This is a genomic window from Nonomuraea africana (assembly GCF_014873535.1).
Taxonomy (GTDB): Bacteria; Actinomycetota; Actinomycetes; order Streptosporangiales; family Streptosporangiaceae; genus Nonomuraea; species Nonomuraea africana.
Genome location: NZ_JADBEF010000001.1, coordinates 8,527,255 through 8,547,412, shown reverse-complemented (window position 1 = coordinate 8,547,412; position 20,158 = coordinate 8,527,255). Strand labels below are relative to the sequence as shown.

Genomic DNA, 20,158 nt, shown 5'->3' with positions numbered 1-20,158 from the left:
AGTTGGTCGAGAAGGGCCGTCACAGTGCTCGATGTTCTCAAGTTTTCAGTCAAGAACCCCGCAGCCGCGCCGGATCTCGCCCATGATCCTGTACACGGGCACCGCCCTGCCCACGCCATCCGCAGGCGGAGAGCTCCGCGAGAACGGCGGCCGGAAAGATCGAAGAAGCCGGCCAAGAACCCTGACGTGACGGCGGGCACCGGAGTCGGCTCGAGTGCCGTGAAAGACGGAACGGCCACCAGGTGACCCCGGTGGCCGTTCCGTGCTACGCCGTAAAGGTAAAAGAATGGAGATCTAGCGGGACTGCATGATCTCGCGCATGAGGCGGGCGGTCTCGGAGGGGGTCTTGCCGACGCGGACGCCGACCTTCTCCAGGGCCTCCTTCTTCGCCTGCGCCGTGCCCGCGGAGCCGGACACGATCGCGCCCGCGTGGCCCATCGTCTTGCCCTCCGGGGCGGTGAAGCCCGCCACGTAGGCCACGACCGGCTTGGTCACGTGCTGCTCGATGTAGGCGGCGGCCCGCTCCTCGGCGTCGCCGCCGATCTCACCGATCATCACGATCGCGTCGGTGCCGGGGTCCTCCTGGAAGGCCTGCAGCGCGTCGATGTGCGTGGTGCCGATGACGGGGTCGCCACCGATGCCGACGGCGGTCGAGAAGCCGAAGTCACGCAGCTCGTACATGAGCTGGTAGGTCAGCGTGCCCGACTTCGACACCAGGCCGATGCGGCCGGCGGTGGTGATGTCGGCCGGGATGATGCCGGCGTTGGAAGCGCCGGGCGAGGCGATGCCAGGGCAGTTCGGACCGATGACGCGGGTCTTGTTGCCCTTGGAGACGGCGTAGGCCCAGAAGGCCGTCGTGTCGTGGACCGGCACGCCCTCGGTGATGACGACGCAGAGCGGGATGCCCGCGTCGATCGCCTCGATGACCGCGTCCTTGGTGAAGGCCGGGGGCACGAAGACGACGGAGACGTCGGCTCCGGTCTGCTCCATGGCCTCCTTGACGGTGCCGAAGACCGGCAGGTCGAGGTGGGTGGTGCCGGCCTTGCGGGCGTTGACGCCGCCGACGACCCTGGCGCCGGAGGCGAGCATGCGCTTGGCGTGCTTGGTGCCCTCGCCGCCGGTCATGCCCTGAACAATGATCTTGCTGTTCTCGGTCAGCCAGATAGCCATTACGCACCTACCGCAGCGAGTTCGGCGGCACGCTTGGCCGCGTCGTCCATCGTGTCAACCAGCTCGACGCCCTTGAGCCCGGCGTCGCGCAGGATCTGGCGCCCCAGGAGGGCGTTGTTGCCGTCGAGGCGGACGACCAGCGGACGGGTCACGGCCTCGCCGCGCTCATCCAGCAGCTTGAACGCCGAGACGATGCCGTTGGCGACCGCGTCGCAGGCGGTGATGCCGCCGAAGACGTTCACGAAGATCGACTTCACGGCGGGGTCGGAGATGATGATCTCCAGGCCCGCGGCCATGACCTCGGCGCTGGCGCCGCCGCCGATGTCGAGGAAGTTGGCCGGCTTGGGCTTGCCGGGGAAGGCCTCGCCCGCGTAGGCGACCACGTCGAGCGTGGACATGACCAGGCCCGCGCCGTTGCCGATGATGCCGACGTTGCCGTCGAGCTTGACGTAGTTGAGGTCCTTCTCCTTGGCCGCGGCCTCGAGCGGGTCCTCGGCCGCCTTGTCCTCGAAGGCGGCGTGATCGGCCTGGCGGAACGTGGCGTTGTCGTCCAGCGTGACCTTGCCGTCGAGCGCCTTGACCTGGCCGTCGGCCGACAGGATCATCGGGTTGACCTCGACGAGCGACGCGTCCTCGTCGACGAAGCAGCACCACAGCTTCTCGATGAGTTCGGCCGCGCCGTCCAGGGCCTTCTCGGGAAGACCGCCCGCGACGGCGATCTCACGCGCCTTGGCGCGGTCGATGCCGGTCAGCGCCGAGACCGGCACCTTGGCGACCTTCTCCGGCGTGCTGTGCGCGACCTCTTCGATGTCCATGCCACCGGCCGCGGAGCAGATGGCGAGGAAGGTGCGGTTCGCGCGGTCGAGCAGGAAGGAGAAGTAGTACTCCTCCGCGATCGCGCTCGCCTCCTCCACCAGCACCTTGTGGACCGTGTGGCCCTTGATGTCCATGCCGAGGATGTCGGTGGCCTTCGCCACGGCGTCGGCTGCGTCGTCGGCGACCTTGACGCCACCGGCCTTGCCGCGACCCCCGGTCTTGACCTGGGCCTTGACGACAACGCGGCCGGTCAGCTGCTCGGCAGCCGCGCGCACCTCCTCCACGGTGTGCGCGACGATGCCACGCGGCACCGGGATGCCGTAGTCCGCGAAGAGCTCCTTCGCCTGATGTTCGAACAGGTCCACGAGGGTCCGTCCTTCTCCTTGGTCGCTGATGTACGACGGCCCGGGCCCACCCCGTGTGCCGGGCGTTTCCGCCAAGGAAGCCTAGTCCCAAGCTTGAGCTGCCCAGGTCATCGGGTCACTGATATCTCTTGCCAGCTACACCAGTGTGCGGTAAATCGCCCGATTGTCCCCTTATGGATCTAGGATGGCCCGCACATCTGACCGAAGGGGCACACACCACCATGAGGCGTTTGATCGCCGCCACCGCACTCACGGTATCCGTAGTCGCGGTCGCCACCCCCGCTTTCGCATACTCGGCCCCCGCCTCGGCGCCGAAGAACCCGGTCGAGGCACTCAAGAAGCAGTTCGTCGCCGGCCACGGCGTCCGGGTCTCCGAGACCTCCCGCATGTACGCCGACGGCAAGTCCGCGGGGCCCGTCGGCCGGATGACCGGCGTGCTGGAGTTCGGCAAGTCCGGTGTCGTCTCCTCCGACCTCACCAGGCGCAGCAAGGGCATCGACGTCAAGCCCGACGACGAGCTCGCCTCCCTGTTCAGCCCCACCCGGTACATCAGCGTCAAGGGCCAGACGTACGCCAAGGGCGGCATCTACGCCCAGGACCTGCCCGAGGGCAAGAAGTGGGTGCGGCTCCCCGGCACGCCCGAGGCCAGCATGTCCGGCAGCCAGGTGATCAACGTCTTCGACCCCTCGGTGCTCAAGACGATCCTGAAGGGTGCCAAGAGCGTGCGCGGCGGCGTCCACAAGGGCGCCATCACGCTCAGCGACCTGAGCAAGGCCTCCGGCGGCGGCCCGATGCCGGGCAAGTTCGGCAAGGTCAAGGTCGACTACGCGGTCACCCTGAACTCCAAGCAGCTCGTCACCCGGGTGACCAGCGCGGTGAAGATGGACTTCGGGGTGCTGGGCGTCATGAGCATGACCGCCGACACGAAGTACACGGCGTGGGGCAGCAAGGTCTCGATCGTGGCCCCGCCCGAGGACGAGGTGGTCGACGCCGCCGACCTCGGCACCGACGTCCCCGACCTCCCCAGCGTCCTCAACGAGGCCGCCCAGTAGCTCCTGTACGGCCCGGCGCCCCCGCGCCGGGCCTCCCGTTTGGAGTAGTTCGCGCAGCGGGTCTCTCGCCCAAGGCAGGAACTCCCTGGCGGCACCTCCCCAAAGGCGTCTCCTGAGAACTCGCGCCTACCAAGACCTCATTCCCGCCCCTTCCCACCTCGCCGCCGAGCTTCCCGGCTGGGGCGCCAAGGACATCCCCGGCCTGGGCGCCAAGGCAGACCATCGTCGGCGCCTGGCGGGAGCCTGGTGACACCTTGCCGAACCCTCCCCGCTACGAGGTCCCGGCCATGGGCGTTCTGCACCGAAATTTCACGAACTGTGTGCGCGGGCTCCCGATATTCGTGATCTCTGCCTGGCACGCTCATGATCGATACAGCCTCGTGATGTGCGCTTGGCAAGATTCTCCTCCCCCTCCAAAACCATGAAGGAAATCGCATGAAGCGGATCATCATCGGCCTCGCCCTCACCACGGGCGTGGCGCTCGTCGGCGCCGCTCCGGCGCAGGCGGCGCCCAAGGCCGACCCCGTCAAGGCGCTGAAGGCGCAGTTCACTCCCGGCAAGGGCGTCACGTTCTCCTCCGTCGTCCGGATGGGCGGCTCGGGCGAGACGCTGATCACCACCAGGGAGAACGGCACGATCGGCTTCGACAAGAGCGGCCCCGCCGCCTCTGACATCACGTTCAAGATGCAGCTCGACCCCACCCTCAAGGCGCTGCTCGAGGAGGAGGACCAGGCCTCGTTCGCGGTGCTGGCCAAGCCCACTCGGACGATCAGCGTCAAGGGCAAGACCTACGTCTCCGGCAGCATGGTGGCCCAAGTGCTGCCCGAGGGTAAGACGTGGGTGCGGTACACGGGCGCCGCCAGCACCAACCGCGGCGAGGGAGCCTTCCTCGACGTCTTCGAGCCGGCCACGCTCAAGACGCTCGTGGCCGGCGCCTCCTCCTACCGCAACGGTGTGGCGAAGGGCACGATCAGCACCGCGAAGCTCCGCTCGGTCTCGCGCACCTTCCGCTCGGGCGGCGACTCCATCGGTGCCAAGAAGATCACCTGGGCGCTCTGGATCAACGCCAAGGGCCAGGTGACCAGGGTCAGCGCCAAGATGGCCGTCCCGATGCGCGGCGTGACCCTCGAGATGACCCAGGACTCCAGGTTCAGCGGATGGGGCGCCAAGGTCGCCATCAGCGCTCCTCCGTCCGCCCAGGTGGTCGACTCCAAGGACCTGGGTGAGGACGCGCCGACCCCCGGCCTGCCCGACGTCCTCAACGAGGTCAAGCAGTAGTAGCCAGCCGACAAAGCGGGCGTCACGCATTCCCTGCGTGGCGCCCGCCCGGTCTGCGACGTCGCCGAGCCGGTGCACGTGATCGTCACCGAAGGGACGGCACGCATTTCCGGGATGCGGGCTCACTCGCCCGCGAGCACGTCCAGCGCGCGCCAGCCTCGCGCCTCCTCGAGAAATGATCGATATCGCATGAAGCACGTCGCCATCGGCCTCGCCCTGACCACCGGCGTGGCGCTGATCACGGCCGTCCCCGCACAGGCCGCCCCCAAGGCCGACCCGGTCAAGGCACTGATCGCGCAGCTAGTGCCGGGCAAGGGCGTCAGGATGTCCGAAACGAGGAAGAGCGCCAAGAACGGCAAGACATATGCCATCGCGCACGAGAAGGGAAAGATCGCCTTCTCCCGTCGAGGAATCGCCGCGACGGACAAGAGCGAGAAGATCCGTCCGCTCCGGAAGATGGACGCCGACGAGGCCGCCTTCTTCCAGCCCAGCCGCGAGATCGTGGTCGGCAAGACCGTCTACCGCAGCGGAGGCATCTGGACGGACGAGCTCCCCGATGGCAAGAGATGGCTCCGCATCAAGGGTTTCGGTCCTTCCTCGAGCAACTCTCCCATCGAGGTCCTCGATCCGCAGCACCTGCGCGTTCTGCTCGCACATGCCACCTTCCGGCGCGACGGCACGGCCGGCGGCGTGACGACGACCTGCCGGCTGGAGGGGCTTGCCGAGGCGAACTGTCCGTACAAGGACTTCCCGAAGATCTCCTGGACGCTCTGGTTCGACTCGAGAGGGCTGGTCACGCGTCTGGTCTCGAGGCATGTCGTCCACGACACCGCGCTGAGCGCGCACGTCGACGTTCGCTACACCGGCTGGGGTTCCACGGTCGTCATCGACCCGCCGCCCGCCGACCAGGTGTGGGACCCCCAGGAGGAAGCGGACACGCCGGCCGACCCCCTCGATGAGAGCACCTCGTAACAGACACCGAAGTCCCCCTTCCCTCTACCACCCCCGCACTTCGAGGACCCCCCATGAAGCCACTCCTCATCGCGCTCGCCCTCGCCACCGCCGTCCCGACCCAGCCCGCGCCCAAGCCCGATCCCGTCAAGGCGCTCAAGGCGCAGGTCGTGCCCGGCCGAGGTGTCACCGTCTCCGTGGTCACCCGCATGTCGGGCGACGGCAAGCACTTCCTCACCGCCAGGACCACGAGGGTCGCCGGGTTCCGCAAGGGATGGCGCGTGGACGTCGACGACTCGACCTCGCTCTACACGCCGCTCAAGAGCGAGCTCATCGAAGACGACCTCCGCTTTCCGACGCTGCTCATCAGGGCCAAGGGCAAGAGCTACACCTCGGGCGGCCGGCTGATCGGCAGGCTCCCGCTGGACAAGAAGTGGGTGTACACCGACTATCGCGAGGAAAGTTTCGCGGATTTCGGGGTCGACCTCTTCCACCCCGGCACGCTGGAGGCGCTGCTCGCCACCGCCTCGTCCGTCACCCCCCGCACCGCCAAGGGCTCCATTCGCGTCTCCAAGATCCCTGGCCTCCCCTTGGGCGGAAGGCCGGGAAGCGACCCGAAGCTGGCGTGGGCGCTCTGGTTCGACGCCAAGGGCCGGGTCACCCGCCTTGCCACCAGGCTCTCGCACAAAACGAACGACGACATGATGCTGGGCATCAACTCGGACCAGCGCTTCACGGGCTGGGGCGCCAGGGTCACCGTCGAGCCGCCGCCCGCGGACCTGGTCATGTCGCAGGACGACCTTCCCGAGCTCGAACTCCCCGGTGAGGCGGCCATGAAGCTCACCGAAGCGCTTCCGAAGGAACACTGAAGTCCGGGGCTGCACGATGACGCCATGAACGCAGACGTCACCGACAGCCCCGACCTCTCGGTCGCCGAACACGTCCGCCGCTACCTCGACTCCGGCGGCGAGGACGGCTTCCTCGAAGGCGGCGTGACCAACCTCGTCCTCACCACCGTGGGCAGGAAGAGCGGCACGCGCCGCCGTACCGGAGTGTTCTTCGGCCAGGACGGCGAGCGCTACATCCTGGTGGCCTCGGGCAGCGTCCCGGGCGCCCCCGGGTTGCCGAACTGGTACCTGAACCTGCGCGCGAACCCCGAGGCCGAGGTGCAGGTCCGCGCCGAGCGGTTCGCCGTGCGCGCCCGCACCGCCCAGGGCGCCGAGCGCAACAGGCTGTGGCGGCTGATGACCTCCGTGGCCCCCGTCTACCGGCGCTACGCGGCGCTGGCCAGGCAGGAGATCCCCGTCGTCGTCCTGGAAAGGGTCTGAGCGCCGTGGCCGCGCACAGGGTCGCCGCGTTCTCGGCGATCAGACAGGACTTCGAGGACATCGTCGGCGACGTGGTGTACGCCACCATGACCACCGTCGACGCCAAGGGCAGGCCGCGCTCGCGGGTGCTGCTGCCGATCTGGGAGATGACCGGCGACAGCCCCGTGGGCTGGCTGGCCACCTTCGACACCCCGGTGAAGCGGGCGCATCTGGCCGGCAATCCGCACGCCACCTTCTCCTACTGGAGCCCCGCGCAGAACACCGTGGCCGTCGACACCGTGGCCAGGTGGGAGACCGACGAGGCGGTGAAGAAGGCGGTGTGGGAGCTCTACCGGCAGGGCAGCCCGCCGGGCGTCGGCTACGACCCCCAGTCCTACTGGCGGCGGGGGCCGGAAGACCCCGGCTACCACCTCTTGCGCATGGACCCGTGGCGGATCCAGGTGTTGCGTGGCAGGGACCTGGCGACCGGCCGCCCTTCCAGGATCTGGGTGGCTCCGCCGCAGGAAGATCGCCGTCCGTAGGATGCTGCGGGTGAAAAGCATGATCATGGCCGTCGTCCTGGTGGCCGCCCCCGCCCATGCGACGCCCCCCGATCCGGTCAGCGCGCTGAAGGGCAAGGTCACCGCCGGCCGCGGCTTCGCGGTCAAGGAGCAGACCGCCCTGCTCTCGAAGACCGGCGCGAAGGTGCTGCAGCGCGAGCTACTCCGGCTGGGGCGGCGCCGTCACGGTGACGCCACCGCCCGCGAGCCAGGTCAGCAAGACGATCAACTGGGACTAGAGCGTGTCCCGTGGATCATAGGACAGGGTCACGGAGCCAGATCCTGATCGAGGCGACGTCGATGGTGCCCTCGTAGATGCGTTCGCGCTTGTCGGTGCGAAGGGCCACCGCGCGGTGGCCCTTGAGCTTGTTGACGCACCGCTCGGCGGTATTGCGCTCCTTGTACCGCTCGGCGTCGAAGCCGGGCGGTCGCCCGCCCTTACGCCCCCGGTTGAGTCGGTTGGCCTGCTGATCCTTCTTGATCGGGATGACCGCCTGGATGCCGCGTCGGCGCAGGTAGGAGCGATTGGCGCGCGAGGAGTAGGCCTTGTCGGCCAGCACACGTATCGGACGCCGGCGAGGACGGCCCAGACCGCGACGCCGGATGCGCACCCGCTCCAGGATGCGCCGGAAGTACGGGCTATCGCCGTGCTGACCGGGGCTGATGATCCGGGCGATCGGCCGGCAGCGCCGGTCGGCGACCAGGTGAATCTTCGTGCTCCACCCGCCCCGTGAGCGGCCCAGCGCCTCCCGGCCCGTGCCCGGTTTGTGATCTACGCCGTCCCCTTTGACGGGATGTCGGCGGGCGGCTCACGACGAGCTCCGGCGGCATGCTGATGAGCGCGCGCCACAGTGGAATCCACACTCACCGTCCAGTCCTCCCCCTCGGCCTCATCGCATCCAGCGCGCAGCCCGTCCAGGATCTTCTCCCAGGTGCCATCCATCGACCAGCGGCGATGCCGGTTGTAGACGGTCTTCCAGTTCCCGTACCAGGGCGGCAGGTCACGCCAGGTGATGTTGGTCCGGACCCGGAAGAAGACCCCGTTGATGACCGTTCGGTGATCGGCCCATCGGCCGCCCTGCCGCGGGTTGACCGGCAGCAGCGGCGCCAGCCGTTCCCACTCGGCATCGGTCAGATCATGACGCTTCAGGCGATCTTCCACTGGACTGATCTACACCAAACCACCATCAAAGATCCACGGGACACGCCCTAGGCGGACCCGTTTCCTAGAGCTTCTCCAGCGGAGCGTAGGCGAGGAGCAGGGTCTTTTCGCCGCCGCTGCCGAAGTCGATCTTCACCTTGGTCTTCTCCGCCACGCCGTCCACCGACACGACCGTGCCCAGCCCGAAGGCGTCGTGCGTGACCCGGTCACCCGGCGTGAGCGAGGGCAGCTGCTTGCCGCCCGGACGGCGCGCGGCGGGCGCGGGGGCCTCCTTGCGCGTCGTGGCCGCGCTCCACGCCGACTTCTCGGGGTCGGTGCGCCACTCGATGAGCTTGGCCGGCACCTCGTTGACGAAGCGCGAGGCGGGGTTGAACGACGGCGAGCCCCACGAGCTGCGCACCGCGGCCCTGGTGAGGTAGAGGCGCTTCTCGGCGCGGGTGATGCCGACGTAGGCCAGACGGCGCTCCTCCTCCAGCTCCTTCGGCTCGCCCAGCGAGCGGATGTGCGGGAAGACGCCGTCCTCCATCGCGGTGAGGAAGACGACGGGGAACTCGAGGCCCTTGGCGGTGTGGAGGGTCATCAGCGTCACCACGCCCTGGCCGCCGTCGCCCTCGGGGATCTGGTCGGCGTCGGCCACCAGCGAGACCTGCTCGAGGAACTCCACCAGCGTGCCCTCGGGGTTGGCCTCCTCGAACTCGGAGGCGACCGAGATGAGCTCGTTGAGGTTCTCGAGGCGCGACTCGTCCTGCGGGTCTTCGGAGGCCTCCAGCTCGGCGCGGTAGCCGGTCGACACCAGGATCTCCTCGGCCAGCGCCGACGGCGGCACGCCCTCGGCCTTGCCGATCAGGTCGTCGATCATCGCGACGAACTCGCGGATGGCGTTGAGCGACCTGGTCGCCATGCCGTACGCCTCCTCCGCCCTGCGCAGCGCCTCCCAGAAGGAGATGCGCTCACGCGAGGAAAGCGCCTCGACCAGCGCCTCGGCGCGGTCGCCGATGCCGCGCTTGGGCACGTTGAGGATGCGCCGCAGGGAGACCACGTCGTTGGGGTTGGCCAGCACCCGCAGGTAGGCCAGCAGGTCCTTGACCTCCTTGCGCTCGTAGAAGCGCACGCCCCCGACTACCTTGTACGGCAGGCCGGTGCGGATGAAGATCTCCTCGAACACGCGGGAGGCGGCGTTGGTGCGGTAGAAGACCGCCACGTCGCCGGGGCGCACGCCCTCCTCGTCGGTGAGCTTGTCGACCTCCTGGGCGACGAACATCGCCTCGTCGTGCTCGTTGTCGGCGACGTAGCCAACGATCTTCGGCCCGTCGCCCTGGTCGGACCAGAGGTTCTTCGGCTTGCGCGACTCGTTGCGCGAGATGACCGAGTTGGCGGCGGCCAGGATGTTCTGGGTGGAGCGGTAGTTCTGCTCGAGCAGGATCGTGCGCGCGTCGGGGTAGTCGCGCTCGAACTCGAGGATGTTGCGGATCGTCGCGCCGCGGAAGGCGTAGATCGACTGGTCGGCGTCACCGACGACGCACAGTTCGGACTGGTCGGCCCCGGACCGCACGGGCTCGCCGTCGACGGTGGTCAGCTGTGGCCGCCCGACCAGCTCCCTGATCAGGATGTACTGGGCGTGGTTGGTGTCCTGGTACTCGTCGACCATCACGTGCCTGAAGCGCATGCGGTAGTGCTCGGCCACCTCGGGAAAGAGCTGGAACAGCACCACCGTGTTCATGATGATGTCGTCGAAGTCCATTGCGCCGGACTCGGTCAGCTTGAGCTGGTAGGCCTTGTAGGCCTGCGCGAGCGTCTTCTCGAGGTGCGAGCCCGCCCTGTCGATGGCGCTCTCGTAGTCGATCAGCTCGTTCTTGAAGTTGCTGACCTGGGCGGAGAACGAGCGCGGCGGGTAGCGCTTGGGGTCGAGGTCCATCTCGCGGCAGACCATCGCCATGAGCCGCTGGGAGTCGGCCTGGTCGTAGATGGAGAAGCTGGAGGGATAGCCGAGCCGCTTGGCCTCCTTGCGCAGGATGCGCATGCAGGCGCTGTGGAAGGTCATCACCCACATGGCCTTGGAGCGGGGGCCGATCAGCCGGTCGACGCGCTCCTTCATCTCCTTGGCGGCCTTGTTGGTGAAGGTGATCGCGAGGATCTCGCCGGGATGGACCTCGCGCTCGGCCAGGAGATAGGCGATGCGGTGGGTGAGCACCCGAGTCTTGCCTGAACCCGCCCCCGCGACGATGAGCAGCGGGCTGCCGTGATGGATCACGGCCTCGCGCTGCTGCGGGTTGAGGCCGTCGAGCAAGGGGTGGTCAACAGAGACTTGGGTGGGCACGGACCTAGGTTAAAGCGCGCCACCGACAAACGCGTCCAGGAATGCCCCGCAGCCTTGTCTGGTTCCGAGAACGAGCCCCCTTCGTAAAGGAGAGACCATGGAGATCGCCCGAGTTCTGGTGGTGACCGCGCACCCCGACGACGTCGACTTCGGCGCCGCCGGCACGATCGCGCAGTTCGTCGACAAGGGCGTCGAGGTGACCTACCTGCTCGTCACCTCAGGCGACGCGGGAGGCAACGAACGTGAGGTCGACGGAGAGGGCATGGCCGAGCTGCGCAGGGCCGAGCAGGCCGCGGCCGCCAAGGCGGTCGGCGTCACCGACGTGCGGTTCCTGTCCGGCTACCGCGACGGCAGGGTGGAGCCCACCATCGAGCTGCGGCGCGACATCGCCAGGGTGATCCGTCAGGTGCGTCCCGACGTGGTGATCACCAGCACTCCTGAGCGCAACTACCAGTTCATCGGCCCCAGCCACCCCGACCACCGCGCGGTCGGCGCCGCCACGCTCGACGCCGTCTACCCCGACGCGCGCAACCCCTACGCCTACGCCGAGCTGGCCGACCTGGAGGCGTGGACGGTCAGCGAGGTCTGGCTGATCGGCGGCACGGACCCCAACCACTTCGTGGACATCACTGACCAGATCGACCGCAAGATCACCGCGCTGGCCGCCCACGTGAGCCAGGTCGGCCACCGCGAGGGATTCGAGGACTTCGTCCGCGAGCGCTGGTCGGGCATCGCGCTGAAGGCGGGCTACGGCGAGGGCCGCTACGCCGAGGCGTTCCAGGTCGTCCCCACCGCCTGAGACGGGTCTCCCTGTAGAACTTCCGCATGGGACTCACGCTCACCCCCGCGCTCGCCGTCGTCGTCGTCCTGCTCGCCGTCGCGGGGGCGGCCGTGGCGTGGCTGGGTGAGCTGGGGCACGCCCGCGCCGTCCTGACCGCGAGCCTGCGAGCCACCGTCCAGCTGGGCGCCGTCTCGCTGGTGATCGCCTGGGTCCTCGGCGCGCCGCCGGGCGTCGCCGCCTTCCTGCTCGTCATGTACGGCGTCGCCACCGTCACCGCGGGCCGCAGGATCACCAAGGACCGCCCGTGGCCCGCCGCCCTGCCCATCGCCGCGGGCACGCTGCCGGTGCTGCTGGCGCTGTTCGGCAGCGGCGTGGCCCCCATGCGGGGCGTCACCCTCATCCCGATCGCGGGGATCCTGCTCGGCGGCTGCCTGACGGCCACCGCCCTGGCGGGCCGGCGCGCCGTCGACGAGCTGCGCCAGCGCAGGGGCGAGGTCGAGGCCGCGCTCGCCCTCGGCCTCCTCGACAGGGACGCCAACCTGGAGATCTGCCGCCCCGCCGCCGCCCAGGCGCTGGTCCCCGCGCTCGACCAGACCAGGACCGTCGGCCTGGTCACGCTGCCAGGCGCGTTCGTGGGCATGCTGCTGGGCGGCGCGTCGCCGCTCCAGGCGGGCGTGGTTCAGCTCGTCGTGCTCGTGGGACTGCTCGCGGCCGAGGCGATCGCGGTGCTCGTCACGGTCGAGCTGGTGGCGCGGGGGCGATTCGGGCGAACAGGTACCCCAGCGAGTTAGTCGCCAGATGCAGCAGTGAAGGGGCCAGCAGCCCGCCGTGCCGGCGCAGCTCGCAGAACAGCACGCCCGCCGCCGTGGTGGAGAGCACGCCGCCCACCACGACCTTGGTGACGTCCGTGCTGCCCGCGGTCAGCTCGCCGAGCGCGGGGTTGGCGCGGGCCATCTCCATCGCGGGGAGGATGTGCCAGAGCCCGAACAGCGCCGACGAGATCGCCGTGGCCGCCGCCGTGCCGTGGGCGCGGCGGAGCATGCCGTACAGGGCGCCCCTGAAGCCGACCTCCTCGAGCAGGACCGTGCCCACGGGCACCTGCAGCAGCGCCGCCTCCAGCACCTCCGCCCTGGACAGCGACAGCGCGCGCTCGTCGTGGAAGAACCGCCGGGTCTGCGGGATGGCGACACCCGCGCTGTAGCCGGCGGCCACGGTCGCGGCCAGGGCGGCGCCCGCCTTCGCGCCCTTCCGCCCGCGGGTGAAGCCCATCTCCTCCCACGACAGCCCCGACCGGCGGGCCATCGCGACGAGCGCGCCGGTGGCCGCGGCCGAGGTGAGCGGCGCGAGCCTGGGGGCTAGGCGGTTGTTGACGACATTGGCCGCGACGAGCACGGCGAGGGAGCGAAGCAGCACCCCTTGAGGCTATGCGCTGCGCTGCCGCCATCCGGCGGGAAAGCGCAGCCGCCTGCGTTCGTCGGGGGTGAGCCCGCCCCAGATCCCCTCCGACTCCCCCGACCGCACCGCGTAGGCCCTGCAGTCGTCGAGCACCTGGCAGCCCGAGCAGACCGCCTTGGCCCGCGCCTCCTGGGCGGGGGAGGGCGCGGGAGGAAAGAAGAGGTCGGGGTCGCTGGTCCTGCAGGCTCCCCGCCGCAGCCAGCTGATCTCTCTGACGTTCCCCATTGGCATGCGCCCAAGCTAGACCGCCGCGCCGGTGGCCCGCATCACCCTTGCGGCGTACATGCTCCTACACCCTCGTTGTATCCGGTCGCGAACGCCTGCTGCCGCTGGGCCGCCGTGCCGTGCGCGTCGGGCCTGAACCAGTCGTCGCTCGGGTCGCCCGCGGCCTCCAGGTTGAGCAGGAGCTCGGTGTCGTCGCCCTCCTCGGCCTGCAGCACGCCCGCGCGCACCAGCCCAGCCAGCGCGCCTCCCGCGAAGCAGTCCGCCTGGAGCTCCCGCTGCACGTTGAGCGCGAACTCCGTGCCGAGCTGCGCCTGGACGGCATGCCCGATCTCGTGCGGGATGATCAGATAGGTGGAGCCGTCGCCCATCTCGTTCCAGAAGGCCGCCATCCAGTCCACGTCGTAGGCGATGAAGTGCCCGTCGGAGCAGTAGAAGGCGTTGTTGGGCACGGCGGGCTCGCCTCCGCACGAGGGCCCGTCGTCGCCCCTGTAGGCGACGAACTCCGTGACCGGCTCGTACGTACGGCCGAGCGCCTCGAACTGCGCCTTCCAGAACGCCTCGGTGTGGACCCTCGCCAGCTGCACGTCCTCTTCGAAGGTGTCGCCCTCGAGCCCACGGGTGGAGGTGGCGGGCCCGCCGCACGCGGTGAGCAGGACGACCAGCGACGCGGCGAGGAATCGGCGGAGGGTCATCCCTCCATCCTGCCCGGGAGAGTCGGGACACGCGCCCCGGGACGGGGCCCCGCGATGGTGGGACGATCGGCACATGATCCGAGTTCTCATCGTCGACGACCACCCGGTCTTCCGGTCAGGGCTGCGCGGTTTGCTGTCCGCGCTCGACATCGAGGTCGCCGGTGAGGCGAAGGACGGCGCCGAGGCCGTACGGCTGGCGGCCGAGCTCCAGCCGGACGTCGTGGTCATGGACCTGCACATGCCCGGCGGCAACGGCGTGGACGCCACGCGCACGATCACCAGGGTGAGTCCCAGGATCGGGGTGCTGGTGCTGACGATGTTCCACGACGACGACTCGGTGTTCGCCGCGATCAGGGCGGGCGCCAGGGGCTACCTGCTGAAGGAGGCGGGCGTGGAGGAGATCTCCCGGGCCGTGCAGGCCGTCGCCGCGGGTGAGGCGATCTACGGCCCGGGGATCGCCAGGCGGGTGCTCGGTTTCTTCGCGGGAATGGCCGAGCCCGCGCGCACGGCCTTCCCCGAGCTCACCGAGCGGGAGCGGGAGGTCCTGGAGCTGATCGCCCAGGGCCGCAACAACAACGAGATCGCCTCGATCCTGTTCCTCAGCTCCAAGACCATCAGGAACCACGTGTCGAACATCTTCATGAAGCTGCACGTGGCCGACCGCGCCCAGGCCATCATCCGCGCCCGGGAGGCCGGCCTCGGCTGACTCCCCCCTCTGCCCCTACGCCCTGGCCCACCGGTGGGCGGTCCCCTGGAGACGCATACCCCCAGAGGGGTCAGAGGTCCCAGGTGTGGACGGGTTCGTTGGTGTGCATGCGTTCGATGTAGGCCAGCGTCATCCTGCGCAGCGCCTCCCGACGCTCCCCTCCGATGGCCTCGGTGGCCTCCACCTGCCACGTGGCGCCCGTCCTGCCCGTCAGGCAGCGACCCTGGATCACCCCGAGGAGCCGGTCGGCGACGGCTCCGTCGACCCTCCACAGCGCCAGTCCCTCGGCCGCCATCGGCAGCAGCCTGCGCAGGACCAGCTCGGCCGCGGGCACCTCGCCGAGTCCAGGCCAGTACAGCCGCGCCTCGATCCCGTGCCGCGCCGCGCTCGACAGGTTCTCCTCGGCCGTGCTGAAGGACATCTGGCTCCAGACCGGCCGCTCGGCGTGCGGAAGCACCCGCATGAGCCCGTAGTAGAAGGCCGCGTTGGCCGCGATGTCCAGCACCGAGGGCCCCGCGGGCAGGACGCGGTTCTCCACGCGCAGGTGCGGGGTGCCGTCGACGACCGCGTACACCGGCCGGTTCCACCGGTAGACGGTGCCGTTGTGCAGGGTCAGCTCGTCCAGCGAGGGGATCCGCCCGGCCGCCAGCTCGGCGGCGGGGTCCTCGTCCGAGCACAGAGGGAGCAGCGCGGGGAAGTAGCGGACGTTCTCCTCGAACAGGTCGAAGACGCTGGTGATCCAGCGCTCGCCGAACCACACGCGCGGCCGTACCCCCTGTGACTTGAGCTCTGTCGGGCGGGTGTCGGTGGCCTGCTCGAACAGCGCGATCCTGGTCTCCCTGTGCAGCTCCCTGCCGAACAGGTACGGCGAGTTGGCCGCGATGGCGACCTGGGGGCCGGCGATGGCCTGCGCGGCGTTCCAGTGGGCGGCGAACGCCTCGGGGCTGACCTGGAGGTGCAGCTGGACGCTGGTGCAGGCGGCCTCGGGGGTGATGCTGTCGGCGTAGGTGTCGAGCCGTTCGACGCCCTCGATGCACAGGTGCAGGTCCTCCCCCCTGGCGGCGAAGATCTGCTCGTTGAGCAGCTTGTAGCGGGGGTTGGCCGACAGCGTGCCCTCGTGGGTGTCCTCCTGCCTGAGCGTCGGCAGGATGCCGATCAGGACCAGGTGGCCGCCCTCGGAGCGGGCGCGCTCCTCGGCGTGGTTGAGCCGCGCGCGCACCGACTCCTCGAGGCGCAGCGCGCCGTCGCCGTCCAGGCCCTGCGGCGCGATGTTGATCTCGAGGTTGAACTGGCCGAGCTCGGTCGCCCAGTCGGGCTGGGCGATGGCGGCCAGCACCTCGGCGTTGCGCATGGCGGGGTCGCCCCTCGCGTCGACCAGGTTGAGCTCGATCTCCAGCCCGGCCAGCGGCCGATCGAATTCGAAGCGGGACTCCCGCAGCATCTGCGCGAAGACGTCCAGATTGCGCCGGACCTTGTCCCGATAGTTCCGGCGGTCGTCCCGGCTGAAGGCGACGACTGGTACGTCTCTGCCCATACCTGGGAATGTCGCACGCGACTAGGAGACCTTCAAGGACAGACCGTCCACGACCTCCCCAAAATCCTCCACATTCCGGCCGGGCCGGTCACACCAGGCGGCGGGCGGTGGCCCAGCGGGACAGCTCGTGCCTGTTGGACAGCTGGAGCTTGCGCAGCACCGAGGACACGTGCGTCTCCACGGTCTTGACCGAGATGAACAGCTCCTTGGCGATCTCCTTGTAGGCGTAGCCGCGCGCGATCAGGCGCAGCACCTCGCGCTCGCGCTGCGTCAGCGAGTCGAGCTCGGGGTCGATGGAGGGCGCCTCGGTCGAGGCGAACGCGTCGAGCACGAACCCCGCCAGCCGCGGGGAGAAGACCGCGTCGCCGTCGGCCACCCTGCGGATCGCGTCGGTCAGCTCGCGGCCGCTGATGTTCTTGGTGACGTAACCGCGGGCGCCGCCCCTGATCACGCCGATCACGTCCTCGGCGGCGTCGGAGACCGACAGCGCGAGGAAGCGCACCTGCGAGCCCGCGCCGAGCACGCGGCGCAGCACCTCCTGGCCGCCGCCCCCCGGCATGTGGACGTCGAGCAGCACGACGTCCGGTTCGAGCGTGGCGATCGCCTTCACCGCCGACTCGACGTCCTCGGCCTCGCCTACGACCTGGATCGAGTCGCCCAGCTCGGCGCGCACGCCCGATCGGAACAGCCGATGGTCATCGACGATCAGCACGCGAATCATTTCTCCACCTTCATCGTCAACATCACTTCCGTGCCCTCACCGGGCTCGGTACGCACCCTGGCGCTGCCGCCGTGGCGTTCCATCCTTCCGATGATGGACTCCCTGATCCCCATCCGGTCCAGGGGTACCTCATCCAGATCGAAGCCCTTGCCCCGATCCTTCACGAAAATGGTGACTTCTTCACCCTCGACCTCCGCATAGACGGAGATGACCGGGCTCTCGGAGTATTTCGCCGCGTTGACCATCGCCTGCCGCGACGCGTTGAGCATCGCCCCGAGCCTGCCGCCCGAGTCGAGCTCGGTGTCGCCCACGCAGACGACCTCGATGGGCACGCCGTGCGCGTCCTCCTCCTCCGCCGCGATCCGCCGTACGGCCGCGGCGAGCGTGGCGTCGGCGTCCTGCGCGGGCTGGTACAGCCAGTTGCGCAGCTCCCGCTCCTGGGAGCGGGCCAGCCTGGTGACCTCGCGGGGATCGTGCGCCACCCGCTGGATGAGCGTGAGCGTGTGCAGCACGGAGTCGTGCACCATCGCGGCGACCTCGGCCCGCTCCTCCTGCCTGATGCGCTCGCGCCGTTCGAGTTGCAGCTCCTTCCACAGGCCCGCGAGCCAGGGCGCCGCGATGACCGCGATGCCGCCGACCACCACCGCGGTGAACAGCAGCCCCGTCCTGGCCTCGCGCAGCTGACCCTCCGCGACGAGGAAGCCGATCGCGCCGACCACCACGAGCACCACGCCGAGCAGCGTGCGCACGCGGTTCTGGCGCATGCCCTTGGTGGCGTCGCTGACCCAGCCCTTGCGCCGTTCGGGGTCGGCCTGTTGCCAGAGGATGAGCGCGCCGATCCCGCCGACGGCGAACGGCAGCATGCCGATGCCGCCCTGGGAGGCGCCGGTGAGCCAGCCGAAGGCGAACAGCGCCACGCCGATCGCGGTGAAGGCGGCCAGCTGGCTCCAGTCGCGAGTGGGCGGCGCCCCCTCCGCCTGCCTGCGCGGCGTGATCATCCACAGCACGGCGTAGGCGACGATGCCCACGCCGTCCACGACGCTGAGCAGGACGAAGCTCAGCCGGATCACGATCGGATCCAGCTTGAGCTGGGCGGCGAGCCCCTGGGCGACGCCGCCGACCAGCCGTCCCTCCATGGAACGGGTCAGCCGGGGAAAGGGCGCGTCGTCTGTCTCGCGCAGAGTCTGTTGGTCAGCCATAACATGGCCATAGTCACACGTCGCGGGCGTGCCGGACATCAGGGAGCGGCCCCAGGGTCGCCTCAGGGGAGTCCCGGATGCGCATCCTGGCCGTCCACGCCACGATGGTGCCATGACCGAAGCACCGCCCACCGACCAGGCAGCCCCACCTCGGGTGCTCAAGCGCAGCGCCGAGGGCCGGATGGTCACTGGTGTGTGCGCGGGGCTCGGCCGCTATACGCGGATCGATCCGGTGGTCTACCGCATCGGATTCGCCATGCTCGTGCTCGGCTCCGGCATCGGCCTGTTCCTCTACATCGCGGCCTACCTGCTCATGAAGGAGACCAACGGCCGCCCGGGCCACGTCGAGACGTGGACCAGGCGCGACTTCGACGCCGAGACCGTGTTCGCGCTGCTGACCGGCGTCGCGGGCTTCGGCCTCATCATCAATGTGGTCACGGTGTGGCTCGGCACGCCCACGCTGGTGGTCGCCACGCTGATGGCGATCACGCTGCTGACCGCGCACGCCCGCGGGGTCGACCTGCCGGCGCTCGCCCGCTCGCTGCCGGAGCGGCTCAACAGGAGAACCGAGCCCATCGCGCCGGAGGCGGTAGTCCCCGACCCGATGCCGGTCCGGCCCCAGCCGCCCGCCGTCCGCAGGGAGGCGGCTCCCGTACGGCACGAGCCGCCCGCCGTCCACCACGAGCCTTACCCCGGGCCCCACCCAGAGCCCCACCTGGAGCCCCGGGTGCCGGGCCCCGCCGCCGCGGGCGCGGAGCAGCCCGCCGCCGAGACGGCCGCCTTCAGAACTCCCGCGCCTCCCGAGGCTCCCGAGGTGTCGAAGATGCCCGAGGCCGCCGAGGCGCCCACGAAGGAGAACGAGGCGCCCACGATGGTGAACCAGGCGCCGCCGTTCCGGCCCCAGCCCGCGCCGCCCGCCTACTCCTCCGGCGCGCCGTTCGCGCCGCACGGCCCCTACCGGCCGCTCGACCCCCGCCGGCGGGCCGGGTACTCGCCCTACGACCTGAGCCACTACGGCGAGCAGGTCCCCACTCCGCGCCCCAGGCGACGCAGGTCGTTCACCGGCGCCGTCACCGTCCTGCTCGCAATGATCGTTGGAGGGATCGTCGTGGCGGCCCAAGCCACCTCTGGATCCGCCACCCCCAGCCTCACCGCCGTGGGTGGTGCCATGCTCATCACCGTCGGCGCAGGGCTGCTGGTGGCCACCTGGTTCGGCAGGGGGGCCGGGCTCGTCGCGCTGGGCACCGTCCTGGCCCTGGTCATCGCGGCGGGCCTGATGTTCGGCCACCTGCCGAAACAGATCGGCACCTACACGTGGACCCCGACGAGCGTGGCCGAGGCCGACCGTACCTACGAGGTGGGCATCGGCGACGGCACGCTCGATCTGACAGAGCTGGAGCTCCCGCCAGGAGGAAAAGTCTCCTTCAAGGCCAGGCTCTCGGTCGGCGAGCTCGTGGTCATCGTGCCGCCGACGGCGCGGGTCGAGGTGCACGCGACCTCGAGGGTGGGCGACATCTCCATCGGCCAGTCGGTGGAGGGCGGCACCGACCTCGTGGTGAACAAGGTGCTCGAGCCGGAGGTCCGGCCCGAGGGCGCGGTCCCCACGATCGTGCTGAACCTCAAGGGCGGCGTCGGCGACCTGGGGGTGCGCGTTGGCGCGTGAGGTGAACACCCAGCAGCAGCAGCGGCTGCTGCACAGGACCGACTGGATGGCCCTGCTCAGCGGCATCCTGTTCGTCGTGCTCGGCATCCTGCTGGTGACCGGCGTGATCCGTGACGCGCTGCTGCTGTCGGCGCTGGTCGTCGGCGGGCTGGGACTCGCGGGCGTGACCGCCGTCGTCGCGAGGTCCATCAGGCGCTTGTGACC

General features: G+C 69.7%; 22 protein-coding genes. 12 read left to right on the top strand and 10 right to left on the bottom strand.

The features are described 5' to 3' along the window. Positions 1-294: 294 nt before the first annotated feature. Both sucD and sucC read right to left on the bottom strand, forming a co-directional pair. A complete protein-coding gene (gene sucD / locus H4W81_RS41010) occupies positions 295-1,170 on the bottom strand; it encodes a succinate--CoA ligase subunit alpha (protein WP_192779711.1) in 876 nt (291 codons plus the stop codon). After that, positions 1,170-2,351 carry an ADP-forming succinate--CoA ligase subunit beta gene (gene sucC / locus H4W81_RS41005; RefSeq protein WP_192779710.1) on the bottom strand — a complete coding sequence of 394 codons (1,182 nt, stop codon included), beginning with the start codon at positions 2,349-2,351 and terminating at the stop codon, positions 1,170-1,172. The genes sucD and sucC overlap by 1 nt, the downstream gene beginning before the upstream one ends. Positions 2,352-2,572: 221 nt before the next feature. On the opposite strand from sucC, the gene H4W81_RS41000 reads away from it, so the two are divergent. The 7 genes from H4W81_RS41000 to H4W81_RS40970 all read left to right on the top strand — a co-directional run bounded on the left by H4W81_RS41000 (position 2,573) and on the right by H4W81_RS40970 (position 7,785). Then, on the top strand, positions 2,573-3,403 hold the full coding sequence (locus H4W81_RS41000) for a hypothetical protein (protein ID WP_192779709.1): 831 nt from the start codon (positions 2,573-2,575) through the stop codon (positions 3,401-3,403). Between the two features lie 435 nt (positions 3,404-3,838). Beyond that, positions 3,839-4,681: a hypothetical protein gene (locus H4W81_RS40995; RefSeq protein WP_192779708.1), complete on the top strand. Its 843-nt coding sequence runs from the start codon at positions 3,839-3,841 to the stop codon at positions 4,679-4,681. A 189-nt stretch (positions 4,682-4,870) separates the two neighbouring features. Next, positions 4,871-5,653 (top strand): hypothetical protein, encoded by a 783-nt coding sequence (locus tag H4W81_RS40990; RefSeq protein WP_192779707.1) that lies wholly within the window; start codon positions 4,871-4,873, stop codon positions 5,651-5,653. A gap of 53 nt (positions 5,654-5,706) precedes the next feature. Next, entirely contained in the window at positions 5,707-6,501 is a 795-nt protein-coding gene (locus tag H4W81_RS40985; protein WP_192779706.1) for a hypothetical protein, read from the top strand. Positions 6,502-6,525: 24 nt separating this feature from the next. Then, a complete protein-coding gene (locus tag H4W81_RS40980; protein ID WP_192779705.1) occupies positions 6,526-6,960 on the top strand; it encodes a nitroreductase family deazaflavin-dependent oxidoreductase in 435 nt (144 codons plus the stop codon). 5 nt (positions 6,961-6,965) lie between these two features. Next, positions 6,966-7,481 (top strand): pyridoxamine 5'-phosphate oxidase family protein, encoded by a 516-nt coding sequence (locus H4W81_RS40975; RefSeq protein ID WP_192779704.1) that lies wholly within the window; start codon positions 6,966-6,968, stop codon positions 7,479-7,481. 10 nt (positions 7,482-7,491) lie between these two features. Next, positions 7,492-7,785 carry a hypothetical protein gene (locus tag H4W81_RS40970; RefSeq protein WP_192779703.1) on the top strand — a complete coding sequence of 98 codons (294 nt, stop codon included), beginning with the start codon at positions 7,492-7,494 and terminating at the stop codon, positions 7,783-7,785. On the opposite strand, the gene H4W81_RS40965 is transcribed toward H4W81_RS40970, so the two are convergent. Together H4W81_RS40965 and pcrA are read right to left on the bottom strand one after the other, a co-directional pair. Continuing rightward, a protein-coding gene (locus H4W81_RS40965) for an IS5 family transposase (protein ID WP_420538764.1) occupies positions 7,754-8,649 on the bottom strand; the annotation gives its coding sequence in 2 pieces (ribosomal slippage) (positions 7,754-8,274 and positions 8,274-8,649; 897 coding nt in all). The genes H4W81_RS40970 and H4W81_RS40965 overlap by 32 nt on opposite strands. Positions 8,650-8,725: 76 nt before the next feature. Further along, positions 8,726-10,978, bottom strand: a complete 2,253-nt coding sequence (gene pcrA, locus H4W81_RS40960) for a DNA helicase PcrA (protein ID WP_455566441.1) — start codon at positions 10,976-10,978, stop codon at positions 8,726-8,728. A 97-nt stretch (positions 10,979-11,075) separates the two neighbouring features. On the opposite strand from pcrA, the gene H4W81_RS40955 reads away from it, so the two are divergent. Then, positions 11,076-11,777 carry a PIG-L deacetylase family protein gene (locus H4W81_RS40955; RefSeq protein WP_192779702.1) on the top strand — a complete coding sequence of 234 codons (702 nt, stop codon included), beginning with the start codon at positions 11,076-11,078 and terminating at the stop codon, positions 11,775-11,777. 26 nt (positions 11,778-11,803) lie between these two features. Further along, positions 11,804-12,550 carry an ABC transporter permease gene (locus H4W81_RS40950; RefSeq protein ID WP_192779701.1) on the top strand — a complete coding sequence of 249 codons (747 nt, stop codon included), beginning with the start codon at positions 11,804-11,806 and terminating at the stop codon, positions 12,548-12,550. Here H4W81_RS40950 and H4W81_RS40945 read toward each other — a convergent pair. Genes H4W81_RS40945 through H4W81_RS40935 form a run of 3 tightly spaced genes read right to left on the bottom strand, consistent with a single transcriptional unit; the run spans position 12,492 to position 14,131 of the window. Then, positions 12,492-13,172 carry a CPBP family intramembrane glutamic endopeptidase gene (locus H4W81_RS40945; protein ID WP_192779700.1) on the bottom strand — a complete coding sequence of 227 codons (681 nt, stop codon included), beginning with the start codon at positions 13,170-13,172 and terminating at the stop codon, positions 12,492-12,494. The two genes, H4W81_RS40950 and H4W81_RS40945, sit on opposite strands and share 59 nt — an antisense overlap. A 9-nt stretch (positions 13,173-13,181) precedes the next feature. Then, positions 13,182-13,445 carry a WhiB family transcriptional regulator gene (locus tag H4W81_RS40940; protein WP_264083226.1) on the bottom strand — a complete coding sequence of 88 codons (264 nt, stop codon included), beginning with the start codon at positions 13,443-13,445 and terminating at the stop codon, positions 13,182-13,184. A gap of 35 nt (positions 13,446-13,480) precedes the next feature. Next, complete coding sequence (locus tag H4W81_RS40935; RefSeq protein WP_192779699.1) at positions 13,481-14,131, bottom strand: neutral zinc metallopeptidase; 651 nt, start codon at positions 14,129-14,131, stop codon at positions 13,481-13,483. 73 nt (positions 14,132-14,204) lie between these two features. On the opposite strand from H4W81_RS40935, the gene H4W81_RS40930 reads away from it, so the two are divergent. Beyond that, the gene (locus H4W81_RS40930; protein WP_192779698.1) at positions 14,205-14,837 is read left to right on the top strand and encodes a response regulator transcription factor; all 633 of its coding nucleotides are present in this window, start codon (positions 14,205-14,207) and stop codon (positions 14,835-14,837) included. A 70-nt stretch (positions 14,838-14,907) separates the two neighbouring features. On the opposite strand, the gene H4W81_RS40925 is transcribed toward H4W81_RS40930, so the two are convergent. The 3 genes from H4W81_RS40925 to H4W81_RS40915 form a co-directional block, all read right to left on the bottom strand. Continuing rightward, complete coding sequence (locus tag H4W81_RS40925; protein WP_192779697.1) at positions 14,908-16,371, bottom strand: glutamate-cysteine ligase family protein; 1,464 nt, start codon at positions 16,369-16,371, stop codon at positions 14,908-14,910. 88 nt (positions 16,372-16,459) lie between these two features. Further along, positions 16,460-17,092, bottom strand: coding sequence for a response regulator (locus tag H4W81_RS40920; protein ID WP_192779696.1), 633 nt, complete (start codon positions 17,090-17,092; stop codon positions 16,460-16,462). Then, positions 17,089-18,291, bottom strand: a complete 1,203-nt coding sequence (locus tag H4W81_RS40915) for an ATP-binding protein (protein WP_192779695.1) — start codon at positions 18,289-18,291, stop codon at positions 17,089-17,091. The genes H4W81_RS40920 and H4W81_RS40915 overlap by 4 nt, the downstream gene beginning before the upstream one ends. Positions 18,292-18,403: 112 nt before the next feature. Here H4W81_RS40915 and H4W81_RS40910 point away from each other — a divergent pair, with 112 nt between their 5' ends. Next, entirely contained in the window at positions 18,404-19,954 is a 1,551-nt protein-coding gene (locus H4W81_RS40910; RefSeq protein ID WP_192779694.1) for a PspC domain-containing protein, read from the top strand. Beyond that, positions 19,944-20,156 carry a hypothetical protein gene (locus H4W81_RS40905; protein WP_192779693.1) on the top strand — a complete coding sequence of 71 codons (213 nt, stop codon included), beginning with the start codon at positions 19,944-19,946 and terminating at the stop codon, positions 20,154-20,156. Before H4W81_RS40910 ends, H4W81_RS40905 begins: the two co-directional genes overlap by 11 nt. Positions 20,157-20,158: the final 2 nt, after the last annotated feature.

What these genes read in the sequence shown, in the direction of transcription:
- H4W81_RS40915 (WP_192779695.1), bottom strand. Translation starts at nt 18,291, where the DNA reads ATGGCTGACCAACAGACTCTGCGCGAGACAGACGACGCGCCCTTTCCC.
- H4W81_RS40980 (WP_192779705.1), top strand. Translation starts at nt 6,526, where the DNA reads ATGAACGCAGACGTCACCGACAGCCCCGACCTCTCGGTCGCCGAACAC.
- H4W81_RS40925 (WP_192779697.1), bottom strand. Translation starts at nt 16,371, where the DNA reads ATGGGCAGAGACGTACCAGTCGTCGCCTTCAGCCGGGACGACCGCCGG.
- H4W81_RS40955 (WP_192779702.1), top strand. Translation starts at nt 11,076, where the DNA reads ATGGAGATCGCCCGAGTTCTGGTGGTGACCGCGCACCCCGACGACGTC.
- H4W81_RS40920 (WP_192779696.1), bottom strand. Translation starts at nt 17,092, where the DNA reads ATGATTCGCGTGCTGATCGTCGATGACCATCGGCTGTTCCGATCGGGC.
- H4W81_RS40990 (WP_192779707.1), top strand. Translation starts at nt 4,871, where the DNA reads ATGAAGCACGTCGCCATCGGCCTCGCCCTGACCACCGGCGTGGCGCTG.
- H4W81_RS40985 (WP_192779706.1), top strand. Translation starts at nt 5,707, where the DNA reads ATGAAGCCACTCCTCATCGCGCTCGCCCTCGCCACCGCCGTCCCGACC.
- H4W81_RS40935 (WP_192779699.1), bottom strand. Translation starts at nt 14,131, where the DNA reads ATGACCCTCCGCCGATTCCTCGCCGCGTCGCTGGTCGTCCTGCTCACC.
- H4W81_RS40940 (WP_264083226.1), bottom strand. Translation starts at nt 13,445, where the DNA reads ATGCCAATGGGGAACGTCAGAGAGATCAGCTGGCTGCGGCGGGGAGCC.
- H4W81_RS40930 (WP_192779698.1), top strand. Translation starts at nt 14,205, where the DNA reads ATGATCCGAGTTCTCATCGTCGACGACCACCCGGTCTTCCGGTCAGGG.
- H4W81_RS41000 (WP_192779709.1), top strand. Translation starts at nt 2,573, where the DNA reads ATGAGGCGTTTGATCGCCGCCACCGCACTCACGGTATCCGTAGTCGCG.
- sucD (WP_192779711.1), bottom strand. Translation starts at nt 1,170, where the DNA reads ATGGCTATCTGGCTGACCGAGAACAGCAAGATCATTGTTCAGGGCATG.
- H4W81_RS40950 (WP_192779701.1), top strand. Translation starts at nt 11,804, where the DNA reads ATGGGACTCACGCTCACCCCCGCGCTCGCCGTCGTCGTCGTCCTGCTC.
- H4W81_RS40995 (WP_192779708.1), top strand. Translation starts at nt 3,839, where the DNA reads ATGAAGCGGATCATCATCGGCCTCGCCCTCACCACGGGCGTGGCGCTC.
- H4W81_RS40910 (WP_192779694.1), top strand. Translation starts at nt 18,404, where the DNA reads ATGACCGAAGCACCGCCCACCGACCAGGCAGCCCCACCTCGGGTGCTC.